Below are 26451 nucleotides of genomic sequence, written 5' to 3' on the forward strand. Positions count from 1 at the left end.
TAGGGTGGGCGCGAGCCCCATAACAGCTTCTAGAACAGCGAAGCCGTCAGCCGACAGATCGACCTGCCATGGTCAGCGCCACCGAACTCGCGTGTCTGCATCCACACCGAGCCGCATTTGCCGCACTGGTAGAACTTGTGGATCTCGCCTTCCTGCATGACGGTGACGCTATGGCCAATTTCGCCGGCGGCCTTTGGCAACTTGGTCGTGCCATCCGCGGCGATGCACTCCGCGCAAACGCCTGTGCTTTCCATGATGTCCCTCCCGTTTCCTCTCATTGGCAAGAAGGCCGTGGCATCAGCGGCGACGGCCATGTGCACATGGATAGACAGGAATGCGGCGCATTGATTCATTATTGGCAACGGCATTTCGCGGCCTTGCCTGCAGGCAAGGCCGCGGACCTTGGCGGCTGCAGGCGCGGCCGGTTTATGGCGCCGCCACCGGGGTGACGATGTTGAATGACGGTGCAAAGCTGTCCAGCATGCCGAACAGCGCGCCCAGCGTCGCCGGGTCGCCAGTGACCCGCAGCGCGCCGCTCTTGATCGCATCGGCAGGCTTCAACAGACCCGCGGCGATGCGCGTGAGCGTGGCGCGTTCGAGCGTCACGCTGGCGCTTGGCTGCGGATGAAAGGAATTCGGCAGATAGGTCAGCGCGCTGTTTTCCAGCGTCATCGCGTACTTCTCATGCAGATCGGTGAAGTCCCAGTTGATTGCCATGGTCTTGCCCGCCGCACGGTCCGCGTTCAGGCGCACCGCCAGGTAATCAAAGAACATCGGCACCGTGAGCGCGCCGACGATATCGGCCGATGCCGTGCCCTGGCGCGGCATGCTCGCCACGCCGCCGCGCAGCTCCTGCGCGCCGGTGAGATAGGCATTGCGCCAGGTGCTGTTCTCGCTTGCATAGCCGAGCTGTTCAAGCGCATCGGCCTGCAGCTCGCGCGCGGCGCGGTTGCCGGGATCGGCGAACACGAGTTGATTGCCGATCTGCGCGACCCAGCGGTAATCGCCTTGGGCATAAGCTTCGCGCGCGCGCTTCAGCACCGCGTCCGCGCCGCCCATCCAGGCGATGGTTTTCTTCGCCGTCTCCACCGGCGCCAGCGGATTCAGGTTGGCCGGATTGCCGTCATAGAAGCCGAGATAGCGCTGGTAAACCGCGCGCACATTGTGGCTGATCGAGCCGTAGTAATCGCGTGCATACCATTGCCGCGCCAGCGGCTCGGGCAGGCGGGCGAGCTTCTCGGCGATGTCCATCGGCGTGTAGCCCTGGTTCAGCAGGCGCAGCGTCTGGTCATTCAGATACGCATACATGTCGCGCTGGTCGGCCAGCATGCGGCCCACGCGCTCGCGGCCCCAGGTCGGCCAATGGTGCTGGCCGATCATCACGTCGGTCTTGTCGCCGTAGCGCGCCAGCGTGGCGCCGAGATAGGACGACCACTGCTTCGCATCACGCACCTTCGCGCCGCGCAGCGTCAGCAGGTTGTGCTGCGTATGCACTGCGTTCTCGGCGATGCACAGCGCGTGCAGCTGCGGGAAATACATATTCATCTCGGCCGGCGCTTCGGTGCCCGGCGTGAGCTGGAATTCGATGTCGACACCATCGATGCGGCGCGTTTCGATCGGCTTGGCGATGCTGTCGGTCGGCGCGATCAGCGTCACCGTGCCGCGCGACAGCCCCTTGCCCAGACCTGCATCGACCTGGCCCTGCGCGCTCTTGGGCAGCAGCGCGCCATACATGTACTGCGCGCGCCGGCTCATCGCATTTCCGGCCAGGACATTCTCGCTGACCGCTTCTTCCATGAAGCCTTCGGGCGCGGTCACCCGCACCCGTCCGGCATCCACATCAGCCTGGCTGATCACGCCCTTGACGCCGCCGAAGTGGTCGACGTGGCTATGGGTATAGATCACCGTCGTCACCGGCTTCTTCGGCCGATGCCGCCAGTACAGCTCAAGCGCGGCTTTGGCAGTCTCGGCCGACAGCAGCGGATCGATGATGATCAGCCCGGTATCGCCTTCGACGATCGTCATGTTGGACAGATCGAGTCCGCGCACCTGGTACATGCGCTCACCAACGCGGAACAGGCCGGACGCATTGTCCAGCTGCGCCTGTCGCCACAGGCTGGGATTGACCGTGTCCGGCGCGGTATCTGCGGCCTCGAAGGCATAGGCGCCGCGGTCCCAGACGATGTGGCCGTCCGCGGCCCGTATCGCCGGCTCGTCGAGATCGGCGATGAAGCCGCGCCGCGCATCCTCGAAATCCTGCCGGTCCGAAAACGGCAGCTGCGCCAGCCAGGCGCGGTTCGACGCGACGGTTGCGGCTGCGGCGGGCTGCGGCCGCGTGACGGCCGCCTTGTCGGCGATGTCACCGGCGCTGGCATTGACGGCGCAGCCGACGAGCATGACGACGGCGGCATGGATCAAGCCGTTCCTGGCGATGGGCATGGCGTTTCCTTGTGATGGATAAGATTCAGGCGCGCGGTATTTCCAGCACGTCGTAAGGTTCGAGCTTCGCAATCGCATCGAAGGGATCGGGCTCGCGCCAGGCGAACAGGCTGCAGACGATTTTATCCGGCGTGACATCCACGATCGAAAAGCCGTTCTTTTCCATCGGCGCCCGATTGCGTTCCAGTTGCAGCGCCGTCGGCGCGCCAGGGCCAAGGCCGCGCGGCCCGCTCGGCCAGCCGGCCAGGCCCGTGCCCAGCGTGCCATTGAGGATGATGTGCATCGGGTTGTTGCGCAGGTCGAGATCGCCGCTTTTGAGCACCCGGTCCCAGCCGGTCGCATGCAGGTCGCCGGACATCATCACCGACGGCCGCTGCGCATCAAGCATCGCCTTGACGATGCGCTGATGCTGCAGATTCCAGCCCGATTGCCACATGTACTTGCTCTTCGCGGTGGACAGGCGCAGGTTCTTGCCATGCACGCTGCCGAAGCGCTGCGAAATGGTGTCGTCGCTGGACGCCATGACTTCATCGGACACCACCACGTCCGGATACCATTCGCGCCATTTGCCCGCAGTCCAGCCAAACGGCGTAGATGGCATGTGCACCAGGTGGCGCGCATCGGTGCCGCGGGTGCGCGCGAGCAGCCAGGCTTCCGCATCCGGCGGCACCAGGCCGGCATGCCTGTCCTTCAACGACAGGTAGCGACCACAGTCGTACATCAGCACTTCCAGCAGCCGGCCGTAGCGCAGCGTGCCGAAGCATTCGGACAGCGCCGGCGCGCGGTCGCCGGCATTGCTGCCGGAGAGCATCAGCGGCCGGGTCGCATCCGGCAGGAATTCCGGGTAGTACATGTGCTGCGTGGCACGGGCCAGATTCAGATCGAAGTTCTCCGGCGGGAAGGTGATGAAGTTCTGCTCGGCTTCATCGTTTTCGTAATAGTCGTGGTCGTCCATCATGAAGAACACCGGCGTCGAACGCAGCCGGGTGCCATACAGGTGCGCAATCTGCGGATCGACCACCGTGGTCAGCACGCGCTCGTTGTCGGTGCCCAGCACCGGCTGCGCGGTATCGAAGCGGCCGATGTCCTTGTAGAAATCGGTGGCGGCTTTGCGAATCGCGGCATTGCTGCTCTCCAGCCAGGTGCGCTGGTCCTGGTAGACATGGTCGCCGTTGGCGATCACCACATCGGGCCGGTACGACAGGCCCCGATCGAGCAGCGCATGGCGGATTGCCAGCGAGCGGAAGGCTTCCATGCCGCCGGGGCCGCGCGCTTCAGGATGACCGCCGGCGCAGGTGTAGACCAGCAGGCGCAGGCGCTCGGGCGTGGCGTCCGGTCGCGGAAAGGTGGAGAGCGGCCAGTTCGCGCACAGCGCATGGCCGCGCGCGTCGACGAGCTGCAGCGTGTATTCGGTAGCGGGTTTCAGGTCAGGCACATCGAATTGCCAGAAGCGGCCGGCGGTGTCGGTCTTCACGCCTGCCACGCGGCGCTGGCCGATGCGCAGTTGCGGCGGGCTAGCCAGAGGACGGCGGAAGGAGGCCTTCAGCAGCACGCGCTCATGGCTTGCCGCCGGCAGCAGGTGCGCGACTTCGCCGGCATCCCAGCCGTCGGCAGCAAAGGCGTCATCGGCCAGCGGCAGGCCGGCGCCGACGGCAAGCGCGGCGCTGGCCTGCAGAAAGCGGCGGCGGGTGATGGTGGTGGTCATGCTGTCTCCTCGTTATCGTTGGGCGCGCGGACCGCGCACGGCTACAAATTGAATGCCGACTATCGGTCACTATCGCCATAAAGTAAAATAACCGCCATTGCGCAACCCATAACTTCAGGGAATGGCATGCTCGGCGATACTCTCGAATACTTTCTCGCGCTCGCCGCCACCGGCACCTTCACCAGCACCGCGGAACGGCTCGGGATTTCGCAGCCGGCACTGAGCAAGGCGGTGCAGAGGCTCGAGCGCCAGGTCGGCGCCAAACTCATCATCCGCACGCCGCGTGGCGCCGAGCTGACTGAGGCCGGGCGCGCGCTGCATCAGCGGCTGCTGGCGGTGTCGCGCGACATGGATGAAGCGGTGCAGCAGGCGCGCGACCTGGGCGGCGGCCATGCCGGCCTGCTGCGCATTGGCGTCACGCCGGCCACGACCGATTTCACGCTGCGCGCGCTGCTGCCGACGCTGACGGATGAGCGCCCGGCCGCGCGCCTGGCTTTCACTACCGCCTTCGCCGGCGGCCTGATGGACGCGCTCAGCCGGCGCGACGTGGAACTGGCAATCTGCCCGATACCCGACAACCTCGATCCCGCGCTCGTGGCCGAAGCGCTTTACGACGACCCGTGCAGCCTGATGATGGCGGCGGACCATCCGCTTGCCGCCAAGGCCGACATCGGTATCGAAGACCTCGCCGCCCATGCCTGGGCCGCGACCCGCAAGCATGAATACACCCGCAGTCAGCTGGAGCGGGCTTTCCGCGCGCGCGGCCTGACGCCGCCGCCGGTGGTGGTGGAAGCCGATACCCTCGATGCATTGACACTGATCGTGTCGCGCACGCGCTTGCTGAGCATGATTAATGTGGGCAGCGTGCGCGCCGGCAGCATTCCACCGAACGTACTGATCCGGCCGACCGCGCCCGATCGGCTTGACCGGCGCGTCGGCATCGTGATGCGATCGGGCTACCTGTCGCCGATCGCGCAGCGGGCCAGGGAAATTCTCGGCGATGCTGCAGTCCTGCAGCGGCAGCCCTGAAGCGAGCGTGCCGGCCTCGTCGCCGGAAATGCATCCGCTCCAGCGCTTGCGGCAATCGATGCCGCGCTCGCCGTGACGCGTAAATTGCTTTGCCCTCGCCGCGAGAAACGTTACTCTGTAGGAGCGTGCCCGGTAAAAGAGTTTCGCCTCTTTTGCCGGCGGTGCGCCAAGGAATGCCGCCGGACCTGCGGCGCTGCGCCATCCTCATGAAGAAAGGGTCCACCATGATCTCGTCCCATGTGCTCAGCAAGATCCGCCGCATCTATGCCGGCTGCCTGAAGTTCGACGACTTCGAAAGCAGCTGCGCCGATGAGGAAGTCAACACGGCGATGTATGGCTCGATGCGCGGCCTGTTGCGCGATCTGTGCCGGCTCGCCGCCAATCCCTCCAATCCCGAAGGCCTGCGCCTGCCGCCGCTGAACAATCTCGGCATGACGCTGCATGAGCTGATGCAGCTGCCGTATGTGCAGCGCGATGGCAAGACCATGCGGCTGGGCGCGGTGGTGTTTTCCCAGTTCTGCCGGCACCGCGTGGCCATGCTGCTGGAAGAGCTTTTCATCACCTGCAGCGCCGAGGAATTGATCGGCGCGGCGCTGCCGGTGCATGCCGAGGCCGCGCATTCCATCGATGAACTGCGCCACCAACTGTACGAGCCGACGGCGCAGCAGGAAATCGGCACGATCCTGATGACCGATCTGCAGCAGGCCTGGGGCGCGCGCACGCTGCGTTCCTTCTTCATGGCGCAGCCGAATGCGCAGGGCTACATGGCCTGGTGGCCACAGGCCAAGGTGGGCAGTGGTATGGCGCTGCCGACGCACGCAGTGCGCACCCCATCAGGCACGGTATCGATGACGCTGACCCGCTGCACCGAGGATGCGAGCGATCCGGTCGCGGCCCATGAATGGTGCGCGGAATTGCGCGTGGAAGCGGACGCGGTGTGGCCCGACGCGGTTGCCTACGGCATGGCTTATGTGTTCGAACGCGATGCCGCCGGACTGCCGCTGGGGACGGTCGACGACATGGTGTGCGCCTCGGATGCGGTGTCCGATGTCGATGTGCAGCAGGTCGATGCGCTGCTGGCCCAGCATGGCGACATGCCCGAAGTGATCCAGGGCTCGGACATTGCGATGGTATGGCTGTGGGAACGTCGCCTGGGCAGCGAGCGCGGCCTTGGCGCCGAATGCCTGCTGGCGGCGCTGCGCGATCTGTCGGCGCGCTTTCCGCATCTGCATACCGTGGCCGTCAACATGAAGCCGGCGCAGTTCAACGACTGGGAAGAAGGCATCGATCCGCCCGGCATCGTCGTGGCCAAGCAGGAAGCCATCGATGCGCTGCACAGCCACATCGATGCGCTGCAGCCTGGCGACGTCGTTGGCGGCGAGACGCGGCTGTTCGTCGCCAACCGTGATCCGGATGCCGGCAGTGCCGCCGAAACCGTGGCCCGCGCAGCGGCGCGGCGCTCGATCAGGAAGGCCGGCGCTGCCTGAGCTTCCTGAAGTTCCCCGAGTTTCCCCATCCGCGAGCCGGGGCGCAGCTTCCCCGGCACCCCTTCTTTTTTTCACGGCAACGCCTGCAGGCAGGAACTTTTGCATTGCCTGCAACCTAAGACCGTGTGCCTTCCAATACCGACAAGCGAATTCAAAATCTGCACGAAAACTTCGGATTGGCATGCACGCCGCATCGACTATTGGGATGCGGGCCTGTTGAGCGAAAGTTCATGTCGTGCCGGCAGCCTTGGCCCCCGGCCGCGCGCCTGAGCGCAGCGCATGCATTGCACGGGGAAAGGGAATGGAATTGAACGAGTCCCTGGCGCGGCGCCAGGCCAGAATTCTTGTCGTCGACGATTGCTCGCGCCATGCCGGCTCGGTCGCCGAGCTGCTGCGCTTTGAAGGCTACGAGCGCGTCGAGACCCAGACCGAGGCAGCGCGGGTGGCAGCGCTGCATGCGGCGCATGACTTCGATCTGATACTGCTGGATCTGCGCATGCCGGATGCCGACGGCGTGGCGGTGATGGAAGAACTCAGGCGCATGCGTCCGGGTGAAATGCTTCCGGCGCTGATCGTCACTGGTTATGGCAGCAGGAAGAACGAGGCGCTGGCGGCCGGCGCGCTGGATGTGATCGTCAAGCCCTACGATCCGCGCGAGCTGTCGCTGCGCGTGCGCAATGCCTTGCGGGTGAGATTGCTTTATCGGGAGATGATGGAGCGCGCGGAAGCAAACCGTGCCATGGCCATGCACGACGCGCTGACCGGCCTGCCGAATCGGCGCATGCTGCTCGAGCGCATGGACAACGCGATCCTCATGGCGCGGCGCAACGACCGGCACATGGCGGCGCTGTACATCGACCTCGATCGCTTCAAGGAGGTTAACGACCATCTTGGTCATGCCGGCGGCGACCTGCTGCTGCAGCAGGTCGCCAGCCGCCTTGCCAACTGCGTGCGGCAGACCGACACTGTCGGGCGTCTCGGCGGCGACGAATTCCTGATGGTGCTCACCGAGGTGCGGCTGCCCGGCGAAGCAGCGGTTCCCGCGGCCAAGATCGTGCGCTCGCTGTCGGAGCCCTTCCTGATCGCCGGCCGGCATGCGGGAATCAGCGCCAGCGTCGGCATCGCGGTGTATCCGGAACATGGCTCGACCACCGCCGAATTGCTGAGCGTGGCCGATGCGGCGCTGTACGGCATGAAGCTGGATGGCAGGAATGGCTTTCGCTTTGCTTCCGAAGTGGTGGGGGGAAGCAAGGAGTGAGGATGCGGAAGTCGTTGGCAGCGTCGGCGCTACCGCATGAGGAGAGGACAGGCCTGACGCTGGGCCATTGCAGCTGTCTCGCGGCGCTGCCGTAAAGGTCGCAATCGCATACCCGCAGCAGCGCCGCTCAGACCGGCCTTATACCCGACGTATCAGCCGCAGCAGGACCACCAGCACGACCGCGCCTATCGTGGCCACGATGATGGTGCCTAGCGTGCCGCCGCCGGCCGACACGCCAAGCGCATTGAACAGATAACCGCCGACGAAAGAGCCCAGGATGCCGAGGATGATGTCGCCGAGTATGCCGAAACCCACTCCGCCTGCAATCATCCCTGCGAGCCAGCCCGCGATCAGGCCAATAACGATCAACCACAAGAAGTTCATGATTCCTCCGCAACGTGTTGGATTGCATCCCAGGAGCGTCACCGCGATCCATGGCATGGCTGCGAGACTTCGGGTCCGTGCCATGAATCGCTGTTGCTTGCGCCATCGTGCAGGAACAGGCTAGCTCATCACTGGCGGCTCGACAGTCGGAAAACCTCTCATCGTTGAGTCGGAAGAATGGCAGTCGAGCGCATGGCTTGCGCAGCTTCGCGTTCAGGCATGGATGGCGGCGCAAACGATGGCCTCACGCATTGAATTCCTCGCCGACCTTCAGCGTGGCACCCACGGTTTCCTTGCCGCGCACCAGGAGCAGCGCGCATTCGGCCTGCAGCAGCAGGCGCTTGAGCACCAGCGCGCGTCCTTGGTCGAGCGCGCCATGCCAGCCGAGCGCCAGCACACTGGCTTCATGGGCCGCAACCTGTTCCAGCAGCACCGCGGCCGGATCGCCGGGCCGCAGCATGGCTTCGGCGATGCAGTGGCGCCGTTCGTGCGGGCAGCTTGCCAGAGAGCGTTCGACCATGTCGCGCAGCCGTTCCCGGTATTCGTGATACGCCGCGTCCGGATAGGCGCAAAGCGGCATGCCGCGGCCGATGCCGGGATCGTCTTCCGCATGCAGCACGCTCACCCGGATACGCAGCTCGCCGGCAAGACGCAGCGCGAAGGCCAGCGCCTCGGCCGACGCCAGTTCGCCGCTTGCCGCGGCCAGTATTGACGACCAGGGCAGCGCCTGCCGATAAGCCATCGGAATCAGCAGCACCGGAACCGGGCTGCCCTCGATCACGGCGCGCGCGATCGATCCGAGCGACAGTGCCGACCTGCGCCCGGCGGATGCCGAGGCCCCGCCGGCGCTCATCACCACCAGTCTCACCCGGTGCAGGCCGATGGCGCGCAGCAAGCTGGCCGCGGTGCCGTCCTTGATCTGGTGCAGGATGACGCGCGGATGCCGCGACGGAACATGCAGCCGCGCAAGCGCTTCATCGTTGTCGGTCGGGCTATCGCCTGCGGACAGCACGTGCAGCACATGCAGTGTCGCGTCCAGGGCATCGGCCAGCCACAGCGCGCAGTCGACGCCCCTGGCCGCTTCGACGGATCCGTCTAGCGGCAGCAGAAGGGAAGGGAAGCTTGTCATCGTCAGGACTCCAGCTCATTGGCGCCTGGCACCCGGAGCGCATGCCAGCGCCCGCGCCAGCACAGGCGCAATGCAACACTGTCCCACCCGGGCATCAGATGCGACGCGGTGTTCTGCGCCGACGTCGGGCCTGCGTCACGGAAGCGCACGCCGAGCAGGCCAAAAACCAGGGCCTGCCAGGTCGCGCCCATGGCGCCGAGGTGCATGCCGAGCATGCTGTTGTTCATGGCATTGGACAGGTCGAGCCACAGGCTCTGCCGCCAGTAGCGCTGCGCATCCTCGGCCAGGCCGATGCGCGCGGCGATCGCTGCATGCACCGGCGGCGACAGGCTGCTGCCGTGATCGGTGAGGGGTTCGTAATACCGGTAGTTCGCCGCAACTTCCGCATCGGTGAAGGCATCGGGAAACAGCAGCGGCAGCATCAGCACATCGGCCTGCTTGATGAGCTTGACGCGGTTGATCCGGTCCCAGTCGAACAATCGGCTCAGCGGCGCCTTGAAGCGATCTTCACCCGGCAATGCGTAATCTTCCAGCGCAAAGAAGCCTTCGAACTGCTCGATCACGCCGGCCTCGTTCGGCGCGGGAACGTACAGCGATTGCGCGATGCCCTTCCAGTCTTCGGCTTCGGCCAGGTTGTCGCCGCGTTCCCGCGCCAGCCAGGCGGCCCGTTCCAGATTGAAGCGGGCCATCCAGTTGGTGTAGGCGTTGTCATTGACGCCGTAGTGATATTCATCCGGGCCGACCACGCCGCGGATATGGCAATGCCGCGCGCCGCGGCTGATGCGGCTCTGCCAGAAACGCGCCGTCTCGTACAGGATCTCGGCCCCGGCGCCGGTGAGAAATTCCTCGTCCCCGGTGGCTTCCCAGTAGCGCCACACCGCGTACGCCACGTCGGCGGTGACATGGATCTGCTGCTCGCCGGTGAAGATCGGTATTTCCTTGCCGGAGCTTCTGAGCAGGATCGACTTCGGCGTGACATTGCGCCCGTTGTCGGTCGACTCCCAGGCATAACAGGCGCCGCGGCAGCCGAGCTCGACGGCGTGGCGGCGTGCGCCGTCCAGCGTGTGGTGGCGGTACAGCAGTAAGCTGCGCGCACGCGGCGGATCGACATGCAGATGAAACGGCAGCATGAAGATTTCCGTGTCCCAGAACACATGGCCCTCGTAAGCGCGCCCGGTCAGCCCGCGTGCGCCGACCGAGGTGCGGCCATCGTCGCCCGCCGGCAGGCGCAGGTGATAACTGTGGAAGCGCAGCGCCTGCTCGACATCGGGATGGCCTGGCACGCGGATGTCGGCGCGTGTCCAGAACTCGGCCCACGCCTTCGTGTGCGACGCCAGCAGCATGTCGAAGTCGCATGTCGCCAGCGATTGCAGATGGCCCAGCGCAGCGGCCTTCGGATCTTCCGTGTCGCGGCTCGTGTACACCGCGATCAGCCGCTGCAGCGCATGTTCGCTGCGACGGCTTTGTGACGCGATGCAGATCTCGATCTCCGAAGCCCGGGTCCGGTAACGCACCCATTCCGCATCCGGCGCGGTGCCTCGCTCGACGAGCACCAGGTGCGGATGATGCGCAGCCAGATCCGGCTCCTCCAGCGATGGCGATATCGACGGCGCCAAGGCATGGTTCTGCGGCGCGGCGACGATGTCCTGCAGCAGCAGATGGATATCGACAAGCGATGCGCAGCGGCGTGTGCGTATCAGGGTGCACCGGCCTTCCGGCGTTTCATGAACCACTTCCGCGTGCAGCACGCCCGCATGCAGATCCAGCACGCGTCGCAGATCGCGGCCGCTGCTGCTCAGGTCCAGAGCCGTATTTGCCAACGCCACACTGACGCGGAACGGAAAGGGAATCGGCACCAGCTCCGCATGCAGCAGCGCATCGCGATTCGGGCTCAGGAACTCGATCTCGGAATAGGGCAGGGCGTCCTGCTTGCGGTCATAGACCCCGGCGATGAACATGTCCGCCTGCGAGCCGGGCGCGGGACAATCAAAGGCCGCGCGCACGCCGAGATAGCCATTGCCGATCGAGAACAGGCTTTCCATCTGTCGCTCGCGGCCAGCGTCAAAGCCTTCCTGTTCGATGCGCCAGGCCCGAGCCTCGGCCTGCTGACGGAATGCTTCTTCCAGCGCGTTGATGCCGAATCCGTCGAGGTCGGGCAATATCAGGTCGGCGCCGGCGCGGCGCAATGCCTGCGCGTTGCCGCCGCGATCGATGCCTATCACCAGGCCGAAGCAGCCGCGGCGGCCGGCCGTCACCCCGGCCGCCGCGTCTTCGATGATGACGCCGAGCGCTGGCGCGATGCCAAGCAAGTCTGCCGCGGCAAGAAACATGGCGGCATCCGGTTTGCCTGGCAGGCCAAGCTGGGCGAGGTCCATGCCATCCAGACAGGCATCGAACAGCCCGGCGATGCCGGCCGCATGCAGGATGGCACGGCCATGGCGGCTGGAGGTCACCACGGCGGTCTTCATTGCGTGCTCGCGCATGGCTTTGATCAGCGCCAGCGTGGAGGAATAGGTTTCGATGCCGTGCTTGCGCAGCAGGCGCGTAAAGACCAGGTCCTTGCGCTGCGCGAGGCTTTCCTGTTCACCCGGCGCAGCAGTCATGCCGCGCGCCAGGAGAAAACTCCGTATCCCCTCTTCGCGCGGCTTGCCATCGATGCAGGCCAGGTATTCCGCATGCTCGTCGAAGGGCGGCTGCGGCGTGCCTTCCCGAGTGTGGTCGCGCAGGAAGGCATCCAGCGTTTCCTTCCATGCCGCCGCATGCAGCCGGGCAGTGCGCGTGACCACGCCGTCCATGTCGAAGATGGCGGCTTTCGGTGCTGTGCCTGTGCTGTTCACGGCGTTGCCGTCTCCGCTGAACGCCGCTGACACCCGCTGTCTGCGGCCCTGATGCCCGTTGAAAACCGTTCCGGAATTGCTGGCATTCATCGACCGGATTGCCTGATGAGCGCAATGCGCAAAGGACAGGCCATGCCAGGAAGTTCATTTGGAGCGCATTAATTTTGAAACGATTGGCGCATATCAAGCGTTTTCAATATTCCGCTGCGCGCGAAGTTGGCATTTCGTACAAGTTCAATTTCCAGTATCGACACAAACTGCTACGGCTATCCACCGGAGACGGATTTTCGGCCGGTGCGACGCGCAATGCTGATGTCCTGGCCCGGCGCGCGCAGCACAGCATGGCGCATCGCCCAAAGGAGAAATCGATGGATGCAGCCCCCGGTCACCTCGACGATCTTGAACGGCTGTTCGAAGCGCAACGCGATGCCTCGCGTTGCGGCGAGCCGGCTTCCTGGGCGGTGCGCGCCGATCGCCTGCGTCGGCTGCGTGGCGTAATCGGCGCCAATCGCGCCGCTTACGCGCAAGCCATCAGCATGGATTTCGGCCAGCGTTCCCGCCATGAAACCGAGTTGCTGGAAGTGGCCCATGTGCTGGACGGTATTGACCATGCGCTCGCTCACGGCCAGCGCTGGATGCGCGCCGCGCCGCGCGCGGTCGGCTGGAAATTCTGGCCCGGACGGGCGGCGCTGCTGCCGCAGCCGCTGGGCGTGGCGGGCATCGTAACGCCATGGAATTACCCGCTCGATCTGTCACTGGGCCCCGCGACTTCCGCACTGGTCGCGGGAAACCGGACCATGATCAAGCTGTCCGAGCTGACGCCGCGCTTCGGCGCGCTGCTGGCCGAAAGCTGCGCGCGCGAATTCGATGCGAACGAGCTGTGCATCGTCAATGGCGATGTCGAAGTGGCGCGCCGCTTCTGCCGTCTCGCTTTTGATCACCTGCTGTTCACCGGTTCCACCGCGGTCGGCCGCGAGGTGATGCGCGCGGCAAGCGCAACGTTGACGCCGGTGACGCTCGAGCTGGGCGGCAAGTCGCCCGCCATCATCGGGCCCGGTATCACAAGCGATGCGGACTTCGAGCGCGCCGTGGCACGCCTGATCATCGGCAAGACTTTCAATGCCGGGCAGACCTGCATCGCGCCCGACCATGTCTATCTGCCGCGCGCGAAGCAGGATCGCTTCATTGCCAGTGCCAGGCGTGCGGTGCGGCGCTTCTATCCGGCGTTGCCTGACACGCCGGATTACACCAGCATCATTACCGACCAGCATTACGCGCGGCTCGGCGCTCTGGTGGATGAGGCGGTGTCGCAGGGCGCGACCGCGCATGCGCTGGCCGACGCGGCGCACGATGCAGCGCGGCGCCTGTTCATGCCTGTGGCGCTCACCGGGATGAACGAGGCGAGCCGGGTGCTGCGCGAGGAAATCTTCGGCCCGGTGCTGCCGGTGCTGCCCTTCGATGACCTGGACGAGGTCATCACGCGCATCAACAACGCGCCGCGGCCGCTGGCGCTGTACCTGTTCGAACGGGATCGCCGCCGCATCGAGCGGGTGCTGGCGCGCACCGTGGCCGGCGGCGTCACGCTGAACGACACCTTCATGCATGTCGGCCCGCCGCAGCTGCCTTTCGGCGGCGTCGGAGCATCCGGCATGGGCGCCTACCACGGCAAGGCCGGCTTCGATGCCTTCAGCCACATGAAGCCGGTGTTTTCGCAGCGCCGCTTTCATCCGGTGTCCTGGCTGTATCCCCCCTACGGCGTGCGCGCCGAGCGCATCCTGCGCATGATTGCGCGCCGTTGAACGGCGTCACGCGCGAGGCCGCGCCAGCCATGCGCGCAGACGGCGATAGACCTGGGCGCTGCTGAGCAGATCGAGATGGTGGCTGCGGTGCAGGATGTAGCAGTGCGCGTCGGGGATATCGAGCCGGCGCGCCGGATCGGCGTGACGTCCTAGCGCGCTGTCCACCGGCACCAGGCCATCGCCGAGCAGCCGGTCGCGCAAATCACCAACGCGCACGCCCAGGGTCGCCGCAATCGCATGGCAGCGCGCGTTCTCCGGCAGCGGCACCGGGTGGGCAAGATCGGTCTTTTGCCCGGTGCCTGCGTTCAGCGCGGCTTCGTCGAATACCGTGCCATGGCGCAGGTCGTTGATGCCGTCGCTGCGCAGGCTTGCCAGGCGGATGAAGGGTGCGGTCAGGCGGTTATGGCCGAGCACCGCGCCGAGCCAGTTGCCGCGCGCCAGCGGCGTGCCCTGGTGCGGCGTGCCGAGAAAGACGAGGCGGTCGACGCGGCTGATCCAGTCATGGCCGGCAAGCTCGGCATGGCGGCAGGCGCTGCGCAGCACCAGGCCGCCCATGCTGTAGCCGAGCAGGGTCAGCGTGCGCACCGGCGCGGGCCAGGCGCGCAGCAGCGTCTCGAGCATGACAGCCAGCGCGCGGCCGTTTTCCGAGACGTGCAGCCCGCTGTTGTAGCTGAGGTAAAGCGGTGTCAGGCCGAGATCGCGCTGCAGCGCCGCGCCGTGGTCATGCCGGTGCCTGTGCCATTGCAGCTCGCATTGGCACAGGCCGTGCGCCAGCAGCAGCAAGCGCTCGCCGGCCTGCCGCGCCTTGGCCTGCGGCGGTCTGCGCGCGAGCAGCGCCTGCAGCGCGTTGGTCTCGAGCGGCAGCGCGATGCCGCCCAAGGACAGGCCCATCTCGATCGCCAAGGGATTGTTGGTGGCGGCAAGCCTGTCGCCGAGCAGCCCATTGAGCGCCGCGAGCGCCGTGCGCCGCTGCGGCGTGGGCAGCGGCAAGGCGTCCTCTGGCGTAGCGGCATCGCGCGCGCGCTGCGGCAATGCCTTGCTGCCGCGCCGCGCCACGGCGATACAGGCGCGCACCCCGCGCCAGGCGAAGCCGGTGATGCCGGCCGGCGCCAGCGGCGGCAGCGTTTCGGCAACGGCGCCATGGACTTCCTCGGCGATGGCGATGGCGCCCTCGGTCGCATCCAGCAGCAGGCTGGTGACGCCATGCCAGTCCGTGACATGAAAATGACGCTGCCCGTCGTCCGCCGCGGGAATGGCGGACGATGCTGTGGCGTCATCTTCGGGTTCCGCCTGTTCCACCTGCTGCGCCTGCGCTTGTTGCGCCGGCAGTCCGGATGCGCCCCTCGCTGCCTTGCCGCGATTGCGAGATGTGCGCGCCCGGCCCGACCCCGGTTTCAAGCCCGGCTGGCGCTGCGCCGCGCGCTCGTCTTGTCGCCCGGCGCGGGCTTTGCCGCCGCACGCGCCGCAGCCGCCGGTTTCGGCTTGGCCGCCGGTTTGGCCGCGCTCTTGCGCGCGCCGGTCTTTCCCGATTCCAGCCGCATCACGGCCAAATGCAGTTCCTGGATCTGCCGGCTGAGCGCATGCACATCTTCCCGAGTCGGCATGCCGAGACCGCGCAGCGTGCGCGCCACGCGCTCTTCGAAGACCTTTTCCAGCTTCTCCAGCGAGCCCGATGCCTGCCGGTTCGCTTCCCCGGCCAGTTTCGACACCGCATCGGAAGCATCGGCGATGCGGCCGCCCGTCAGGCGCTGCAGCCGCGTCTGCAGCGCGCTGCCTTCCTGCACCAGGCGGGTGTACATGTCGCCGCCTTCCTGCTGCGCCTTCGCATAGGCGCCCAGTCCCGCCTGCCAGATCTGGCGCGCCGACTTCGTCACCGCATCAGCCAGCGCATGTTCGCGCTGCGCCGCCTTTTCCATTTCGCTGTCCATGTCCGTGCTCCTTTTCTTCTTCACCCCGTCATACGCCGGGCTCATGCCGGTTCGCCCGTCCTGCGCGCAGGCGCGCCGTGCTGCTCGCGCACCAGGCGGCGCAGCACCTTGCCGACATTCGACTTCGGCAGCGGCTCCTGCTGGAATTCAATGAATCGCGGCACCTTGTACGCCGCCAGGTGCCGCCGGCAATGCTCGCGCAGCGTGCCTGCATCCAGCTCCGGATCGCGCCGCACCACGACCAGCTTCACCGCCTGCTCCGAGCGCTCGTCGCCGGCCGGTATCGCCGCCGCCTCGAGCACGCCCGGATGCATCGCCGCGACTTCCTCGACCTCGTTCGGAAACACCTTGAAGCCGGAAACGACGATCACATCCTTCTTGCGGTCCACCAGCCGGAAATAGCCGTGTTCATCCATGCAGCCGATGTCGCCGGTGCGCAGCCAGCCGTCGGCGGTGAAGACTTTTTCCGTCTCGTCGGGACGATGCCAGTAGCCCTTCATCACCTGCGGTCCGTGCACGCAGATCTCGCCCTGCGCGCCCGGCGCCATCTCATGGCCATCGTCGTCCAGGATCGTGACTTCGGTCGAAGGCAGCGGCAGACCGATCGCACCGGTGTATTGCGTCGCGTCGAGGCGGTTCGCGCAGACGATGGGCGAAGTCTCGGTCAGGCCGTAGCCTTCGACCAGCGGCACGCCGAAGACCGCATGCCAGCGTTCGGCAACGGGTCGCTGCACCGCCATGCCGCCGGCGACGACCAGCTTCACATGACCGTGGTTGACCTGCGCGATGCCGGGCGCGCCGAGCAGCGCATTGAACAGCGTATTGACGCCGATCATCGCGGTAAATGGCGTATGCGCCAACCGTCGCACCAGGCGCGGCATGTCGCGCGGATCGGTGATCAATACGTTATGGGCGCCGATCCGGAAGAAGGCCAGCATGCAGGTCAGCGCGAAGATGTGATACAGCGGCAAGGGGATGACCGCGCATTCCTCGCCATCCTTCAACACGCCGTCTATCCATGCCAGCGTCTGCTGCAGGTTGGACACCAGATTGCCATGGGTAAGCATCGCGCCCTTCGGCGTGCCGGTGGTGCCGCCGGTGTACTGCAGGAATGCCAGATCGTCGCGCGCCAGTCGCGGCTCGCGCAGCGCGCTGGCGTTCGTGTGCAGCGCGTCGACGAAGCGCACCGCGCCGGCTATGTCCCAGTCGGGCACCAGGTGGCGCACATGCCTGACAAGAAGATTGGCGATCTGCGACTTCGGAAACGGCAGCAGGTCGCCGACGCGGGTGACGATCACATGCCGCACCATGGTGCGCGGCAGTGCTGCCTGCAGCGTGTGCGCGAAGTTTTCCAGCACCACGATGGCGCTGGCGCCGGCGTCGGCAAGCTGGCGCTCGAGTTCGCGGGCGGTGTACATCGGATTGATGTTGACCACCACGCACCCGGCGCGCAGCGCGCCGAACAGCGCCACCGGATACTGCAGCAGGTTCGGCAGCATCAGCGCAACCCGATCGCCGTCGGACAGGCCCGCAACCGTCTGCAGATGCGCGGCAAAGGCGCGCGACAGCGCATCGATGCGTGCAAAGCTCAGCGTCGCGCCTTCATTGCTGAATGCCGGCTTTGCACCGTGGCGCGCGCAGACGGCACGCTGCAGGGCGGGCAGCGTGTCGAAGGCATGCAGATCGGCTTCGGCGGGCACGCCGCTCGGATAGCTTTGCAGCCAGGTCTTTTCCATGGCCGTCCTCGCCGCGGTTATCGAAATCGGAATGGGGCAACGATGCGCCTCACGCGCGGCGCGTTCCTTGACCTGCATCACACCGGGGCCGGGGCCGCGGGCTTTTCGGCGAGCGGCCAGGGCGCGAGCAGGGCGTTGAGCAGCAGGATCTCGAACTCGTCGGTGAAAGCAGCCGCGAGGCTGCCCGGTTCATCGACCCGGTGCGCGTCGGCGACGATGCCGAAACTCACCTGACCCGCATAGCTGAACAGGCTGATGCCGGCGCCGATGTCGCCCGCCTGCGGCACCCAGAACAGCTGGCGCGCGATGCGCGCGCCCGCCAGCCAGCGCGGCGCATCCGGGCCATGCACATTGCTGATGACGATGCTGGCGTTTGCCGACAGCGCCTCGAGCATCTGCTCGCGGAAGAATTCCGGCGCCACGCCCATGGCGCTGAGTATGGCGACCGATACCTCGGCCTGGCCGGCGTCGCGCAGCGCGCGCATGCGCGTATGCGTTTCGCGCACCCGTTCGATCGGATCGGCGATCTCCAGCGGCAGTTCCAGGAACACCATGCCAAAGCCGTTGCCGAGCTCGGCGGCCGAGGCATCAGTGCGCAGGTTCACCGGGATCAGCGCGCGCAGCTGCACGTCGGCAACCGTGTCGCCGCATGCGAGCAGCCAGGCGCGCAGCGCGCCGGCGACGCAGCCGAGCAGCACATCGTTGACGGTGCAGGCCAGCGCCTCGGCCAATGCCTTGACTTCGAACAGCGATAGCGGCGGCGCCCATGCCAGCCGCTTGACGCCGCCGAGCGGCCCTTTCAGCCGCGTGGCGGAATCGGGCCGCATCGCGGCAATGACGCCGGCCTGTTCGACATAGCCGGTCCATTGCTGCGCCCGGGCAAGCGCTTGCCATGGCGACAGCAGCAGCGCGGTGCCCGCGTCGAACGCGGCCATGCCGCCGCGCATCGCATCGGCCAGCGCCGCGCCGGGTGCGCCGAGCATGGTGGCCCAGGCCGGCCGCGACGGTTGCGCTTCGGCGCTCGTCTCGGAGGGTACATGCGCCGGGTTGGCATCGGTCATGGCCGCCACCACATGCAGCAGCGCGAAGCCGTCGCCATAGCAATGATGGATGCGCAGCAGCAGGGCGCTGCCCGCGCCGTGGCCAGATTCGATATCGAACAGGTGCAGCTGCCACATCGGCCGCGCGGCATCGAGGAGCGAAGCCATCAATTCGGCCGCCGCCGCTTCCAGCGCGCCCGGTCCTGCCGGCAACACGACATGGCGCAAATGCCAGTCCAGATCGAAGGCATCGTCAGCTTCCCAATGCCAGCCGGTGAAGTCTTCGCGCACACGCTGGCGCAGCCGATGAAAACGCAGCATGCGTTCCATGACGACATTGCGCAGCGCGCCGAAGGCTACGCGCTCGTCGAAGAGCAGCATGCCGCAGATGATCATGCGGTTGTTCGGCCGGTCCATGCGCAGCCAGGCGGCATCCAGCGCAGACAGGGAAGCGCGCTCGCTCATCGCCGCGTCACAGATGCACGCCGCGAAACAGTTGCTGCATGGCCAGCAGCTCGGGCGTGACTTCATGCGCCGGTATCGGCGGCGCGCCGGGCTCGGTGTCCGGGAACAGGCGGAAGGCGGAATTGAGCAGGATCTGCGCCACGCCCGGCGCCATCGTCTGCAGCGCCGCGCCGGTCAGCCCGATGCGGGTCGCCACGCGCACCGGCTTTCTGATGATGGCTTCGACCACCAGCTCCGCCGCTTCTTCCGGTGTCAACGCCGGCACATGCTCGTAGACCCGTGTCGGCGCGATCATCGGGGTGCGCACCAGCGGCATGTTGACGATGCTGAACTTCACCCCGACATCGGCGTACTCGGCCGCCGCGCACAGCGTCCAGGCGTCTAGCGCTGCCTTGGACGCGACATAGGCCGAGAAGCGCGGCGCATAGGTCAGCGCGCCTATGGTGGAGATGTTGATGATCTGTCCGGCGCGGCGCTGCGCCATCTGCGGCAGGATGCCGAGCGCCAGGCGCATCGCGCCGAAATAGTTGAGCTGCATCGTGCGCTCGAGGTCGTGGAAGCGGTCGTAGCTCGCCTCCACGGTGCGCCGTATCGAGCGGCCGGCATTGTTGATCAGGATGTCGATGCGGCCATGCTCGGCCAGCACCTCGGCCAGCAGGCGGTCGCAGTCCGCCATGTCGGCGAGGTTGGCGGCGTGGGCATGCAGCGCAAGGCCGCGCGCGGCCGCCGTGGACTGTGCCGCCGCGAGCTTGTCCCGGTCGCGGCCGCAGATCAGCGTCAGCGCGCCGGCTTCAGCCACGCGCAGCGCAGTGGCCAGGCCGATGCCGGAAGAGCCGCCGGTCACCAGCACTACCTTGCCGGCGACTTCGCCGCGCAGGCTGCGGTCGATGAACAGCTCCGGGTCCAGGTGCCGCTCCCAGTAATCCCAGATTGCGGCGGCGTAGCGTTCCAGCGGCGGACAGGCGATGCCGCTGTCGGCGAGCGCGGCGGCGGCTTCGCGGTTGTCGAAGCGCGTCGGGTAATTGATGAACTGCAGGATGCCTTCGGGCAGCGCGAGGTCGCGCATCAGCGCTTCGCGCAGGCGCCGCACTGGCGCCAGCGTCCCCAGTGCGCGCAGGATGCCCTGCGGGATGAAGCCGAACAATGCGGCATTGATGCGCAGGCTCAGTCTCGGCGCATGCGCGGCGCGCGCGAAGATGTTCAGCGCTTCGCCGACGCGGTGCGGCGCCGGATCGGTCAGATGAAAGCAGCGGCCGTCCAGGCCGGGCAGATGCGCGATCCAGCGCATTGCCGCCACCACGTAATCCACCGGCACGATGTTGATGCGCCCGCCCTCGATGCCGGGCGCAGGCATCCATGGCGGCAACAGGCTGCGCAGCCGCTGTATCGGCTTGAAGAAGTAATAGGGGCCGTCGGCCTTGTCGGCCTCGCCAGTGACGGAATCGCCACCCACCATGCCGGGCCGGTAGATGCGCCACGGCACGCTGCACTCGTTGCGCACGATGCGCTCGGCTTCGTGCTTGGTGGCGAAATACGGATGCGCCAGACCTTCGGCTTCCTCGAACATGTCCTCGCGGAATACCCCTTCATACAGGCCGGCGGCCGCGATCGAACTGACATGATGAAAGCAACCGGCGCCGATGCGCTGCGCAAAGGCCACCGCGCGCCGGGTGCCGTCGACATTGGCCGCGTGCAGCGCTTCGGCGCTTGCCGCCATGTCGTAGATCGCGGCGAAGTGGAACACATGGTCGATGTGCTGCGTGAGCGCATCGATGTCTGATGCGGCGATGCCGAGATCGGGCGCCAGCAGGTCGCCGGTCAGCGCGATTGCGCGTTCCGGCGTGGCATGCCACCACGCATACAGCGCCGGAAGCTTCGCGCGGCTGTCCTCGCGCACCAGGAACCACACCGTGCTGCCCGGCTCGCTGAGCAGCGCGCGGACCATGCGTTTGCCGATGAAGCCGGTGGCGCCGGTGACGAAGTAATGCATCGCGCTTCTCCTCATGCGATTTCCATGCCGCTGCCCGCAAGCGGCGCGCCGGCAGCGGCATGGATCAGGTCGGCCGCCTTTTCCGCGATCATGATCGTCGGCGCATTGGTGTTGCCGCCGACGAGGGTCGGCATTACCGAGGCATCGACGATGCGCAGCCCATCGATGCCGCGCACGCGCAGCGCATCGTCGACCACGGCCATGTCGTCGTTGCCCATGCGGCAGGTGCCGACCGGGTGGTAGATCGATTCCGCGCCGCGCGCAATGAAGCGCTCGATCGCGGCGTCGTCGCGCACAGCAACGCCGGGGCGGATTTCCTCGCCGCGGTAGGGATCGAATGCGGGAGCAGCCAGCACCCGGCGCGCCGCGCGCAGCGCCGCCTTCATGCCCGACATGTCTTCCGGTGCGGACAGGTAATCCGGATCGATGCGCGGCGCCAGGCGCCAGTCCGCGCCATTCAGGCCGATGCGGCCGCGGCTCTTCGGCCTCAGCACGCAGGCATGCAGCGCATAGCCGTGGCCGAACAGGGTCCTCGCGGCGGCGCGCAGGTTGCGCGCATGGTCATGCAGCCGTGCCGGCGTGAAATGGAATTGCAGGTCGGGCAGGTCCAGATCGGGCGCGCTGCGCACGAAGCCTCCCGCTTCGGCGGCATTCGTGGTCCATGGGCCGCTGCGGTAGCCCAGGTAATCGGCGAGATTCCGGAACTGCGCCGCCAGCGTACGCGGCGACACGCCCAGCGACACTGGCTGCAGGCAGCGGTGCACGACCAGTACATCGAGATGGTCCTGCAGATTCGCGCCCACGCCGGGCAGCGTGTGCGCCACCGCGATGCCATGCCGCCGCAACTCATCTTCCGGGCCAATGCCCGAGAGCATCAGCAATTGCGGCGTGCCGATCGCCCCGCAACAGACGATCACTTCGCGCCTGGCCCGCACCGTCTTCAGCTCGCCTCCCTGCGCATAACGGATGCCGACCGCGCGACCGCCTTCCAGCAGCAGCCGTACTGCACGCGCGCCGGTGTGCACGGTGAGGTTGGCGCGCTCGCGCGCCGGTTGCAGATAAGCCCGCGCCGCGCTCCAGCGCTCGCCATTCTTCTGCGTCACATCGAACAGCCCCACGCCTTCCTGGCGCGCACCGTTGAAATCGTCGTTGAGCGGATAGCCCGCTTCGTGCGCCGCTTCAATGAAGACCCGCGACAGCACATTCGGGCAGCGCTGGCGGGTCACGTTTAGCGGCCCCTGCGCGCCATGCCAGGGCGAGCCGCCGAGCGATTCATGATGTTCGGCGCGCAGGAAATAGGGCAGCACCTCGGCATGGGACCAGCCATGGTTGCCGAGCGCGGCCCAGGCGTCATAGTCGGATGGATGGCCGCGGACATAGATCATCGCGTTGCTGGAACTGCTGCCGCCCAGGGTTTTGCCGCGCGGCCAGAACAGGCGGCGATGATCGAGATGCGTCTGCGGCTCGGTGAAGTAGCGCCAGTTCAGGCGCCGGCTCATCATCAGCCACATCAGGCCGATTGGCATGCGAATGAGCGGGTTCGTATCCGCCGGCCCGGCTTCAAGCAGGCATACGCTGGCGTTGGGGTCGGCGCTGAGCCTGCCCGCCAGCACGCATCCGGCCGACCCGGCGCCGGCGATCACGTAATCGTGCATGGAAACTCCCGGCCGGGAAGTCGCCCGGCATTCGCAACCATCATAGGCGCGGCTGCGATGCCGGAAACAGGCCCGAATGTCGCGGGAATGATGCAGGCCAAGCCTCTTTGCCGTTGTGCGCAGTGACAGGCCGGTATGTGGCGTAACGCAGGCCGGCCAGGCCCTCCGGCCGGGCGCGAGTCGTGCAAGGTTTGGCTTAGCGCAGGGAAAAGCGTTCGCGGCAGCACAGAATGGATGTGGAGCGGGCGCATCGATCCGCCTTTGAGGGCCATGCAGGGTGTTTAGGAGACAAGACCGATGAAACCCATGCCATGCGCGCGCCTGTCGCCGGGCGCGGCTTGCGTGCTCGGCGCCATCATGCTTGCCGGCGGCACGGCACACGCGGGCGGCTTCGCGCTGAACGAGATGAGCGCCGGCGCCATCGGCACCGCGTTCGCCGGCGTTGCCGCGACGGCCGAGGATGCCAGTACGCTCTTCTACAATCCCGCCGGCCTGGCGCGCATGAGTGGGCGGCAATTCGTTGCCGTCGGCTCGGGCATCAAACCGTCGGTCGAGTTTTCCAATGCCGGGTCGACGTCGGCCGCGCGCACGCCGCTCACGGGCGGCTCCGGCGGCGATGCGGGCGGCTGGGCGTTCGTGCCGGCGTTGTTTTATGCCGCCGACATCAATCCGGCACTGCGCTGGGGCATCGGGCTGTACTCGCCCTTCGGGCTGCGGACTTCCTATGAAGAAGGCTGGACCGGCCGCTATCAGGCGCTCGAATCGAATCTGAAGACGTACAACATCAATCCGGCGCTGTCGTACAAGTTCAGCGACACCCTGTCCTTCGGCGCCGGCGTCAGCGCCGAGTATGCCGACGTCAAGCTGTCGCGGGCCATCGATTTCGGCAGCGCCTGCGTCGGCAGCATCGGCGTGGCGCCATGCGCGCGCGCCGGCGTGCTGCCGCAAGCCGCCGACGGCCGGGTCACGCTGGACGGCACCGACTGGGCCTTCGGCTTCAACCTCGGCGTGCTGTATGCGCCGACGCCGGCGACCCGCATCGGTCTGGCATATCGTTCCGGGATCAACCACGGTTTGTCCGGCGGCACGGCCCATTACGACAAGCCGGCCGCGCTTCCCGCGGCCTTGGCCGCTTCGCGCAGCTTCGCCGACACCGGCGTTTCCGCCGATCTTGATCTGCCGGACACCCTGAACCTGAGCGCCTACACCGAGATCAGCCGTCGGTGGGCGTTGATGGCAGATATCAACTGGACGCACTGGAGCCGCTTCAATGCCTTGCGGGTGCGCTTCGACAATGGCGCGCCGGACAATGTGTTGCGCGAGGAATGGCAGGACACGCTGCGCTTCGGCATCGGCGCGCATTACCGCTACAACGACGCCTGGCTGCTGCGCGCGGGCGTTTCCTATGAACAGTCGCCGGTGAAGAATGCCAGCCTGCGCACGCCGAGCGTGCCGGACGCGTCGCGCCGCATCGCTGCCTTCGGCGTGCGCTATCAGGCCACGCCGCAGAGCGCCTGGGACTTCGCCTACGCACATATCTTCATCGGCAATGCGGCTGTCAATCGCGCCGAGCCGCCGCTGGGCGGCACGCTGGTTGGAGCCTTTGATAACAACGTCAACATCGTGAGCCTGCAATATCGATATTCCTTCTGAGATTTCTTTCGCGGACCTCATTTCCTCGTGTGCACCGCCGACAGCCCAACCCGGCAATCCTGCATGCCCGCAAGTCCCACGCTTGCGGACCAGCGCAGGCTCATCGACGCGTTTGCCGCGAAGCTCGGGCGCATGCACGGTTCGGTGCGGGAATTTGAAACGCACATATCGCGGGTGCTGGTGGCGGGCGAGCAGGCATGGAAGTTCAAGAAGGCGGTGCATACGCCCTTCCTCGACTTCTCCACGATCGAGAAGCGCCGTCGCTGCTGCGAGGAAGAACTGCGCCTGAACCGGCGCCTGGCGCCGGAGATCTATCTCAGTGTCGAAGCCATCGGCGGCGCGTGCGACGCTCTTCTTGCCGACGCCAACGGAGCGGCCCTGGAGTATGCGGTGAAGATGCGCGCATTCAGCCAGGACGCGCTGTGGAGCGAACGCCTGCGCCACGGCCGGCTTGCCGCAACGGAAATCGATGACATGGCGCAGCGCCTGGCCGACTTCCATCACGATGCGGCGGCAGCGATCGAAGACGATCCCTGGGGCACGCCCGAGGCGCTGGACCGGATCGCGGCGGAAGTCTTTGATGCGCTGATGCCCATGGCGCCGGACCGCGCCGCGGCGAAGAATGTGGCGCGGTTGCGCAAGACTTTGGGCCTGCAGGCCATCGCGCTGCATCCGGTCTTTCTCCGGCGCAGAAGCACGAGTCGGATCAGGGAATGCCATGGTGATCTGCATTGCGGCAATGTCGTCACGATCGGGGGCCGGGCAACGGCCTTCGATTGCATCGAATTCAACGACAGCATGCGCTGGATCGATGTGATGAACGACCTTGCCTTCCTGTACATGGACTTGAGCCATCGCGGCCGGGCGGATTTCGCCGCCCGGCTGCTCAACGCTTACCTTGAATGCAGCGGCGACTACGATGGCTTGCGCGTGCTGCGCTATTACAGGACCTTGCGCGCGCTGATCCGCTGCATGGTTGCCTGGCTGCGCGCGTCGCAACTGGCAGAAAATGCGCAGGGCGCTGCAAGCTTGCTGGCCGAGGGACGTGCCTACCTGGAGGCGGCCCAGCGCAGCGCCGCGCCCGCACGGCCGGCGATCGTGATTACCCACGGCCCATCCGGAAGCGGGAAGTCCACCCTGACGGGATGGATGCTGGAGCGGCTCGGCGCGGTGCGCCTGCGTTCCGATGTCGAGCGCAAGCGGCTGCATGGACTGGCCTCAACGGATAGAACCGGCGGCGGCGATCTGTATGACGAGGCCGCTACGCGGGCCACCTATGCGCGCCTGGAAATGCTGGCAGCGGCGGCCGCATGCGCCGGTTTCATCACCATCGTCGATGCTGCCTTTCTCGACAGCGCCCAGCGCAAGCCGTTCCGCCTGCTGGCCGCGCGGCTGCGCATTCCGTTCTTCATCCTCGATCTGAAAGCCAGCGGCGCGGTGCTGCGTGAGCGCGTTGCCGCACGGGCCGCGCGGAACCAGGATGCGTCGGACGCCGGCGTGGCGGTATTGGCGACGCAGCTGGCGCGCATGCAGCCGCTCGACGCCGAGGAAGCGCCGGTTGCCCTCGCCATCGATGCGGAAGCAGACATGGGCCAGCAGGCCGAACAAGCGCGCGCGTCGCTGTTGCGCCGGATGCGGGCGTGGCGCGGCGTCGAATGAGTCGTCGAATGCGGCGGGAAGGGCAGGCTGCATCGCGTCTTCAGCGCGTCATCGCCGGAGGTGCGCGCCGGACTCGTAGCCGTCCAGCCTTTCCAGACCAGCCCGCCGCGTGCGGACTTGTGATTCACACGCTGCTGTTATTCACGAATCGAATGGCGAATATCTCAAACGAGAATTTCGTTTATTGGCGGCAAGAGCGTATCTTTCGCCCTGTCTCCTCCACCCTCCCAAGGATGGATTAACCCGCTCCCCGTCAAG

Annotated in this window: 18 protein-coding genes; 6 read left to right on the forward strand and 12 right to left on the reverse strand. The window is 66.6% G+C overall.

The genetic code is table 11. From position 1 onward, the window contains the following. Nucleotides 1–29 precede the first annotated feature (29 nt). The 3 genes from JJB74_RS23620 to JJB74_RS23630 all read right to left on the reverse strand — a co-directional run bounded on the left by JJB74_RS23620 (nucleotide 30) and on the right by JJB74_RS23630 (nucleotide 4144). Nucleotides 30–254, reverse strand: a complete 225-nt coding sequence (locus tag JJB74_RS23620; protein ID WP_200596067.1) for a hypothetical protein — start codon at nucleotides 252–254, stop codon at nucleotides 30–32. Between the two features lie 172 nt (nucleotides 255–426). Continuing rightward, nucleotides 427–2439 carry an alkyl/aryl-sulfatase gene (locus tag JJB74_RS23625; RefSeq protein WP_234484795.1) on the reverse strand — a complete coding sequence of 671 codons (2013 nt, stop codon included), beginning with the start codon at nucleotides 2437–2439 and terminating at the stop codon, nucleotides 427–429. 25 nt (nucleotides 2440–2464) lie between these two features. Next, entirely contained in the window at nucleotides 2465–4144 is a 1680-nt protein-coding gene (locus JJB74_RS23630; protein ID WP_200596069.1) for an alkaline phosphatase D family protein, read from the reverse strand. A gap of 126 nt (nucleotides 4145–4270) precedes the next feature. Here JJB74_RS23630 and JJB74_RS23635 point away from each other — a divergent pair, with 126 nt between their 5' ends. From JJB74_RS23635 to JJB74_RS23645, 3 genes are all read left to right on the forward strand, one after another. Next, entirely contained in the window at nucleotides 4271–5173 is a 903-nt protein-coding gene (locus JJB74_RS23635; protein ID WP_200596071.1) for a LysR family transcriptional regulator, read from the forward strand. Nucleotides 5174–5397: 224 nt separating this feature from the next. Further along, on the forward strand, nucleotides 5398–6660 hold the full coding sequence (locus tag JJB74_RS23640) for a hypothetical protein (RefSeq protein ID WP_200596073.1): 1263 nt from the start codon (nucleotides 5398–5400) through the stop codon (nucleotides 6658–6660). A gap of 301 nt (nucleotides 6661–6961) precedes the next feature. Then, entirely contained in the window at nucleotides 6962–7918 is a 957-nt protein-coding gene (locus JJB74_RS23645) for a diguanylate cyclase domain-containing protein (protein ID WP_200596075.1), read from the forward strand. 138 nt (nucleotides 7919–8056) lie between these two features. Here JJB74_RS23645 and JJB74_RS23650 read toward each other — a convergent pair whose 3' ends face one another. From JJB74_RS23650 to JJB74_RS23660, 3 genes are all read right to left on the reverse strand, one after another. After that, a complete protein-coding gene (locus JJB74_RS23650) occupies nucleotides 8057–8302 on the reverse strand; it encodes a GlsB/YeaQ/YmgE family stress response membrane protein (protein ID WP_200596077.1) in 246 nt (81 codons plus the stop codon). Between the two features lie 244 nt (nucleotides 8303–8546). Next, entirely contained in the window at nucleotides 8547–9431 is an 885-nt protein-coding gene (locus tag JJB74_RS23655) for a universal stress protein (RefSeq protein WP_200596079.1), read from the reverse strand. Between the two features lie 2 nt (nucleotides 9432–9433). Then, on the reverse strand, nucleotides 9434–12268 hold the full coding sequence (locus JJB74_RS23660) for an HAD family hydrolase (protein ID WP_200596081.1): 2835 nt from the start codon (nucleotides 12266–12268) through the stop codon (nucleotides 9434–9436). A gap of 368 nt (nucleotides 12269–12636) precedes the next feature. On the opposite strand from JJB74_RS23660, the gene JJB74_RS23665 reads away from it, so the two are divergent. Next, on the forward strand, nucleotides 12637–14067 hold the full coding sequence (locus JJB74_RS23665; RefSeq protein ID WP_200596083.1) for a coniferyl aldehyde dehydrogenase: 1431 nt from the start codon (nucleotides 12637–12639) through the stop codon (nucleotides 14065–14067). Nucleotides 14068–14073: 6 nt separating this feature from the next. Here JJB74_RS23665 and JJB74_RS23670 read toward each other — a convergent pair whose 3' ends face one another. From JJB74_RS23670 to JJB74_RS23695, 6 genes are all read right to left on the reverse strand, one after another. After that, nucleotides 14074–15366: an esterase/lipase family protein gene (locus tag JJB74_RS23670; RefSeq protein WP_200596085.1), complete on the reverse strand. Its 1293-nt coding sequence runs from the start codon at nucleotides 15364–15366 to the stop codon at nucleotides 14074–14076. Between the two features lie 95 nt (nucleotides 15367–15461). Further along, the gene (locus JJB74_RS23675; protein ID WP_200596087.1) at nucleotides 15462–15995 is read right to left on the reverse strand and encodes a phasin family protein; all 534 of its coding nucleotides are present in this window, start codon (nucleotides 15993–15995) and stop codon (nucleotides 15462–15464) included. Nucleotides 15996–16036: 41 nt separating this feature from the next. Further along, complete coding sequence (locus tag JJB74_RS23680) at nucleotides 16037–17731, reverse strand: AMP-binding protein (protein ID WP_200596089.1); 1695 nt, start codon at nucleotides 17729–17731, stop codon at nucleotides 16037–16039. A 77-nt stretch (nucleotides 17732–17808) separates the two neighbouring features. Beyond that, the gene (locus tag JJB74_RS23685; RefSeq protein WP_200596091.1) at nucleotides 17809–19236 is read right to left on the reverse strand and encodes a wax ester/triacylglycerol synthase family O-acyltransferase; all 1428 of its coding nucleotides are present in this window, start codon (nucleotides 19234–19236) and stop codon (nucleotides 17809–17811) included. Between the two features lie 7 nt (nucleotides 19237–19243). Beyond that, nucleotides 19244–21226, reverse strand: a complete 1983-nt coding sequence (locus JJB74_RS23690) for an SDR family oxidoreductase (protein WP_200596093.1) — start codon at nucleotides 21224–21226, stop codon at nucleotides 19244–19246. An 11-nt stretch (nucleotides 21227–21237) separates the two neighbouring features. Continuing rightward, nucleotides 21238–22881: a GMC family oxidoreductase gene (locus JJB74_RS23695; RefSeq protein ID WP_200596095.1), complete on the reverse strand. Its 1644-nt coding sequence runs from the start codon at nucleotides 22879–22881 to the stop codon at nucleotides 21238–21240. A 297-nt stretch (nucleotides 22882–23178) separates the two neighbouring features. On the opposite strand from JJB74_RS23695, the gene JJB74_RS23700 reads away from it, so the two are divergent. Together JJB74_RS23700 and JJB74_RS23705 are read left to right on the forward strand one after the other, a co-directional pair. Further along, nucleotides 23179–24534 (forward strand): OmpP1/FadL family transporter, encoded by a 1356-nt coding sequence (locus JJB74_RS23700; protein WP_234484796.1) that lies wholly within the window; start codon nucleotides 23179–23181, stop codon nucleotides 24532–24534. A gap of 63 nt (nucleotides 24535–24597) precedes the next feature. Further along, nucleotides 24598–26193, forward strand: a complete 1596-nt coding sequence (locus tag JJB74_RS23705) for a bifunctional aminoglycoside phosphotransferase/ATP-binding protein (protein WP_200596097.1) — start codon at nucleotides 24598–24600, stop codon at nucleotides 26191–26193. The last annotated feature ends 258 nt before the right edge of the window (nucleotides 26194–26451 follow it).

This window comes from Noviherbaspirillum pedocola (genome assembly GCF_016632335.1).
Lineage (GTDB): Bacteria > Pseudomonadota > Gammaproteobacteria > Burkholderiales > Burkholderiaceae_D > Noviherbaspirillum_A > Noviherbaspirillum_A pedocola.